This is a genomic window from Robiginitalea sp., from assembly GCF_049588695.1.
GTDB lineage: Bacteria > Bacteroidota > Bacteroidia > Flavobacteriales > Flavobacteriaceae > Robiginitalea.
Genome location: NZ_JBAVZJ010000504.1, coordinates 1 through 4,981, shown reverse-complemented (window position 1 = coordinate 4,981; position 4,981 = coordinate 1). Strand labels below are relative to the sequence as shown.

Below are 4,981 nucleotides of genomic sequence, written 5' to 3'. Positions count from 1 at the left end.
ACCCCGGCCTCCTGCTCGTCCCTGGCCCGTAGCATTTCAGGGGCGTAGTAATCTTTGACAAAATGCGTATTAAAAGCCCCGCTCCTAAAGGCCTGATGCCGGCAAACAAAGGCCCCGAAGGGAAGTGTAGTCTCTACCCCTTCTACCTGGTAACGGGCAATGGCCTCGAGCATTAACTGGATGGCCTCCATCCGATCGGCCCCATAGGTAATGAGCTTGGAAAGCATGGGGTCGTAATAAATAGGAACCTGCATCCCTTCTTCAAATCCATTATCTACGCGAATGCCCTCCCCTTCAGGAAGTCTGTAGCGTTCCAGTTTGCCAACAGAGGGTAGAAAATCATTCCTTGGATCCTCAGCATATACCCGCAATTCAATGGCGTGTCCGTGAATCCTCAGGTCTTCCTGTTTCAGGGGAAGTACTTCCCCCCGGGCTACCCGAATCTGAAGGGATACCAAATCCTGTCCGGTGATCAGCTCGGTTACCGGATGCTCCACCTGCAATCGGGTGTTCATCTCAAGGAAATAGAAATTGTGTTTATCGTCTAGCAGGAATTCTACAGTACCGGCCCCAACATACCCGCAGGATCTGGCCACGTCTATTGCAGCCCGCCCCATACGATCCCTGAGTTCCGGGGTGAGTACAGCCGAGGGAGCTTCTTCAACGACCTTTTGGTGACGCCTCTGAATACTGCATTCGCGTTCAAAAAAATGCAGGATATTACCATGGGTATCCGCCATAACCTGTATTTCAATATGGCGGGGGGAACTGATATACTTTTCAATAAACACAGACCCGTCTCCAAAGGCAGATGCGGCCTCGCTCATGGCCCGCTGGACCTGGGATGCAAGCTCTTTCTCAGACTCCACAATCCGCATCCCCTTACCACCACCTCCTGCGGCAGCCTTGATGAGTATCGGAAAACCGATCTCCCGGGCCACCTCCAGCACCTCCCCCATATCGGAAACAGCGTGGTCAGTACCCGGAACCATTGGGATATCGTAGGCCTTTACGGCTTCCTTGGCCGCGAGTTTATCCCCCATGGTATGTATGGCCTCAGGTCCCGGCCCGATAAAAATAAGTCCATTTTCCGTAACCGTTTGGGCGAATGAAGCGTTTTCACTCAAAAACCCATATCCGGGATGAATCGCATCTACGTCCAGAGATTTGGCCACTTCTACAATATGGTCTCCTCTCAGGTACGATTTACTGGAAGGCGCCTCCCCAATACAGACGGCCTGATCTGCGAATCTCACGTGGGGGGCATCCCGGTCGGCCTCTGAATATACCGCCACTGTTTGAATCCCCATTTTTCGCGCCGTCTTCATCACCCGGATGGCGATCTCTCCCCGGTTGGCTATCAGAATTTTTTTCATTGATAAAGCTTTTATTTAAATTCGATTAGAAGACTCTTCTTATCGACAGCTGCTCCTTTTTCAACAGCAATTTTCGAGATGACCCCTTCCCGTGGAGAGAGAATAACATTTTCCATTTTCATCGCCTCCAGCACGACCAGGGCATCGCCTTCTTTAACTTCATCTCCCTCTGAAACTGGAATGTCCAGAATCAATCCGGGCATGGGAGCTTCAATATGGGAAACGTTCCTGGAAGAACCCAGTTCAAAACCCATGGCGGAAATCAACTGATCAAGAGGGTTGGATATTGACACAGAAAAGGGTTTTCCATCCACGGCCACCTTATACGTTTTTGTATTAAAATCAGCTTCGAGTATCTGCACTGAAAAAGAGTGGGCGTCGTGAATGACATGAAAGGTTTCCGGGGTAAGACGGGCCTGATCATAACCTTCAAGGGTTTCGGAACCCATTTGAAAAGACCATTCCCCATTTACCTTAACTTCAAAAGGATTTGGCATAGTGTAGCATTTGCACTTGGAGGATAAAAATAAGGTATACGCGCTAAATCTGAATGTACCGAGTTGAATTAATCCGAAAACACTTGCTTCAATCGGCTTCTGTTTAAAAAAATCAACCATTTAAAAGTATAGGCACCCTTTGGGAATTCCAATGAGGTTTATCATTTCTTTCTCTGAAAAACCTCCCGAGATTCGCAGAAGTCGTCCCATAAGGATTAATCTAAATCCCTATTTTTGATCCAAAGATCCAAACTACATGGTTACTATTGGAATTGCAGGAGGAACGGGCTGTGGAAAAACGACAGTAGTCAATCAGATCATTGAACAACTCCCCCCGGGTGAAGTCGGAATCATTTCTCAGGATTCGTATTATAAAGACCTCTCCGACCTGAGCTACGAAGCCCGGTGTGAAATTAATTTTGATCACCCCAGCACTATTGATTTTGAACTTTTGGAGCAACATCTGAAATTGCTGAAATCGGGCCACCCAATCGAGCAGCCCATATACTCCTTTGCCGAGCACAACCGAACTGCGGATACGCTTCGCACGCATCCGCGCAAGGTCCTGATCATCGAGGGCATCCTTATAATGACCCAGCCGGAAATCCGGGACCTTTGCGATATCAAAATTTTTGTGCACGCAGATTCTGATGAGCGACTTATACGCAGGTTAAAACGCGATGTTTCAGAGCGAAACCGAAGCGTGACCGAAGTACTGGACAGGTATCAAAATACGCTTAAACCTATGCACCAGCAGTTTATTGAGCCCACCAAGGAATATGCCGATATCATCATACCCAATAACAAATACAATACGGTGGCAGTAGATATTGTCCGAACGATCATCTCTGAAAAACTCGCACAATGACCTGGAAGGATTTTAAAAAACAAAGGTGGTTTAGTATTGTGAGTAATATCTATGTCCTGGTGCTCACCATATTCACAGTTTGGATGCTTTTTTTTGATACGAATTCCCTTTTGATACACAGGGAACTGAGAAAGGAAATCGATAAACTCGAAAAACAACAGGAATTTCTAAAGAATGAGATTTCGAAAGATCGGGCCATCATTGAAAAGCTTTCGGATCCGAAGGAGTTGGAGAAATTTGCCCGGGAGCAGTACTACCTCAAACGAAAAAATGAGGAGATTTATCTCATCGAATACGAAGACAGTATAAACCCTGACCCGGATGAAGAACTCAATTGACTTTTCCGAATTCCCCCAGATTTCCGATAAGGCCTGGAAACAACAAATCCAGGCAGATCTGAAAGGGGGAGATTACAACGAACTACTGACCTGGACCTCCCCGGAAGGCATAGTGGTAAAGCCTTTTTACAGCGCAGAAGACCTGCCTGTTTCAGATAACAATTCAACCAGTTTCCCAAAGCGGGAGTGGCGTATCGGATACGCCCTGGACGCGCGCTCCCCAAAGTCCGTATCCCTTTTGGAGAATCACCTCGAAAATGGAGTAGAGGCCCTTTGGGTGGAGGTCCGAGGTGAAAGTGTGGAAAACCTCCCCCGTCTGGCAGCTCTGGATGCCCCCCAGTATTGGGATACCTTTGCCCTGGACCAGAAATTCGCGGACATCCTAAAAAACGCTGCCACTTCTACAACCCATATCCTTGCCGATCCCATCCACACGCTGGCAGCAACCGGAAATTGGGTAAACGATGAAAAAGCAGACTTTGAAATCGTCGCGGGCCTTACCCAGTACGAAGGCATACAGGCTTCCCTGAGTGTTCACGTAAACCTCTATCAGAACGCCGGTGCAAATCGAGTACAGGAACTGGCTTATGCCCTGGCCCACGGCTGTGAATACCTCGAAAAAGCACAAGAGGACAACAGGTTGAAACCGCTTTTGGAGGAACCAGTATTTCTAATCTCCACAGGGAGCGAATACTTTTTTGAGATCGCGAAAATCCGCGCGCTCAAACGTCTGTGGGAACTCCTCGCCCAGGCCTATGGTTTTTCGGGCAGATGTAAGGTTATAGCTTCCCCCACCCTGAGGAACAAAACCCTCTACGACTACAACACGAACATGCTGCGTACCACGACCGAATCTATGGCCTGTATCCTTGGAGGAGCGGACCTGATCTGTAACCTGCCCTATGACGCACTGTATCACCCTGAAAATGATTTTGCAGCCCGAATCGCCCGAAACCAGTTGCTAATGCTCAAACACGAGAGTTATTTTTCCAGTGTCCGCAACCCGGCCGATGGCAGTTACTATATTGAATCGCTGACCGAGCAGTTAGGACAGAAAGCGCTTGAGGTGTTTAAAACCATCGAAAAAGGGGGAGGGTTTCTCTCCCAGCTCAAGGCCCATACGATACAAAAGAAAATAGCCGGGAGTGCCGCTAAAGAACAAAAGGCATTCGACAGGGGGGATCGCGTTCTGGTGGGCACAAACAAATATTCAAATCCGGAAGACCGGATGAGGGAGGTCCTGGAAAAAGATCCCTTCAGGGCAAAGCGTAAAATACAAACCCTTATAGCCCCTATCCTGGCCAAACGACTCTCCGAAGCCAACGAACGCAAAAGACTGGAAGATGAGCAGAAATAAAGCATTAAATATAAAGTGGACTCCCGGGGGGCCGGGAACTCCCGCTGCGGAAGTAGCCGGAGCAGCTCGTAAAACAGCTGAGTGTATTTACCTGAAACCACAGTATTCGGCCGCGGACCTTAAAGGCCTGGACCACCTGGATTTCGGGGCAGGCATGCCCCCTTTTTTGAGGGGACCATACAGTACCATGTATGTGCGAAGACCCTGGACGATTCGTCAATATGCCGGCTTTTCGACGGCTCAGGAAAGTAATGCCTTCTACAAGAGAAATCTCGCGGCGGGCCAGAAGGGACTTTCAGTAGCCTTCGACCTGCCCACACACCGGGGGTATGACAGTGACCATGAACGGGTTACCGGAGACGTTGGAAAAGCAGGGGTCGCCATCGACACTGTAGCGGATATGAAAATACTTTTCGACGATATACCCCTGGATAAAATGTCGGTTTCCATGACGATGAACGGGGCTGTTATCCCTATTATGGCCTTTTATATCGTGGCTGCTGAAGAGCAGGGAGTGTCCCCCGATCAGCTTTCAGGCACCATAC

At 48.7% G+C, this 4,981-nt stretch carries 6 protein-coding genes; 4 read left to right on the top strand and 2 right to left on the bottom strand.

From position 1 onward, the window contains the following. The coding region (accC, locus tag WBV75_RS11745; protein ID WP_424120783.1) for an acetyl-CoA carboxylase biotin carboxylase subunit at positions 1-1,376 on the bottom strand (1,376 nt) is incomplete at its 3' end. 11 nt (positions 1,377-1,387) lie between these two features. Further along, positions 1,388-1,873, bottom strand: a complete 486-nt coding sequence (locus WBV75_RS11740; RefSeq protein WP_424120782.1) for an acetyl-CoA carboxylase biotin carboxyl carrier protein subunit — start codon at positions 1,871-1,873, stop codon at positions 1,388-1,390. Positions 1,874-2,129: 256 nt separating this feature from the next. On the opposite strand from WBV75_RS11740, the gene udk reads away from it, so the two are divergent. The 4 genes from udk to WBV75_RS11720 all read left to right on the top strand — a co-directional run. Beyond that, positions 2,130-2,741: a uridine kinase gene (gene udk / locus WBV75_RS11735; protein WP_424120781.1), complete on the top strand. Its 612-nt coding sequence runs from the start codon at positions 2,130-2,132 to the stop codon at positions 2,739-2,741. After that, a complete protein-coding gene (locus WBV75_RS11730) occupies positions 2,738-3,079 on the top strand; it encodes an FtsB family cell division protein (RefSeq protein ID WP_424120780.1) in 342 nt (113 codons plus the stop codon). Before udk ends, WBV75_RS11730 begins: the two co-directional genes overlap by 4 nt. Then, positions 3,063-4,436: a methylmalonyl-CoA mutase subunit beta gene (locus WBV75_RS11725; RefSeq protein WP_424120779.1), complete on the top strand. Its 1,374-nt coding sequence runs from the start codon at positions 3,063-3,065 to the stop codon at positions 4,434-4,436. The genes WBV75_RS11730 and WBV75_RS11725 overlap by 17 nt, the downstream gene beginning before the upstream one ends. Continuing rightward, positions 4,423-4,981 (top strand): methylmalonyl-CoA mutase family protein (locus tag WBV75_RS11720; RefSeq protein WP_424120778.1); only part of this gene is annotated, 559 nt, incomplete at its 3' end. The genes WBV75_RS11725 and WBV75_RS11720, both read left to right, overlap by 14 nt.

Excerpts from the sequence above, each read along its gene's own strand:
- WBV75_RS11740 (WP_424120782.1), bottom strand. The coding sequence starts at position 1,873 with ATGCCAAATCCTTTTGAAGTTAAGGTAAATGGGGAATGGTCTTTTCAA.
- WBV75_RS11730 (WP_424120780.1), top strand. The coding sequence starts at position 2,738 with ATGACCTGGAAGGATTTTAAAAAACAAAGGTGGTTTAGTATTGTGAGT.
- udk (WP_424120781.1), top strand. The coding sequence starts at position 2,130 with ATGGTTACTATTGGAATTGCAGGAGGAACGGGCTGTGGAAAAACGACA.
- WBV75_RS11725 (WP_424120779.1), top strand. The coding sequence starts at position 3,063 with ATGAAGAACTCAATTGACTTTTCCGAATTCCCCCAGATTTCCGATAAG.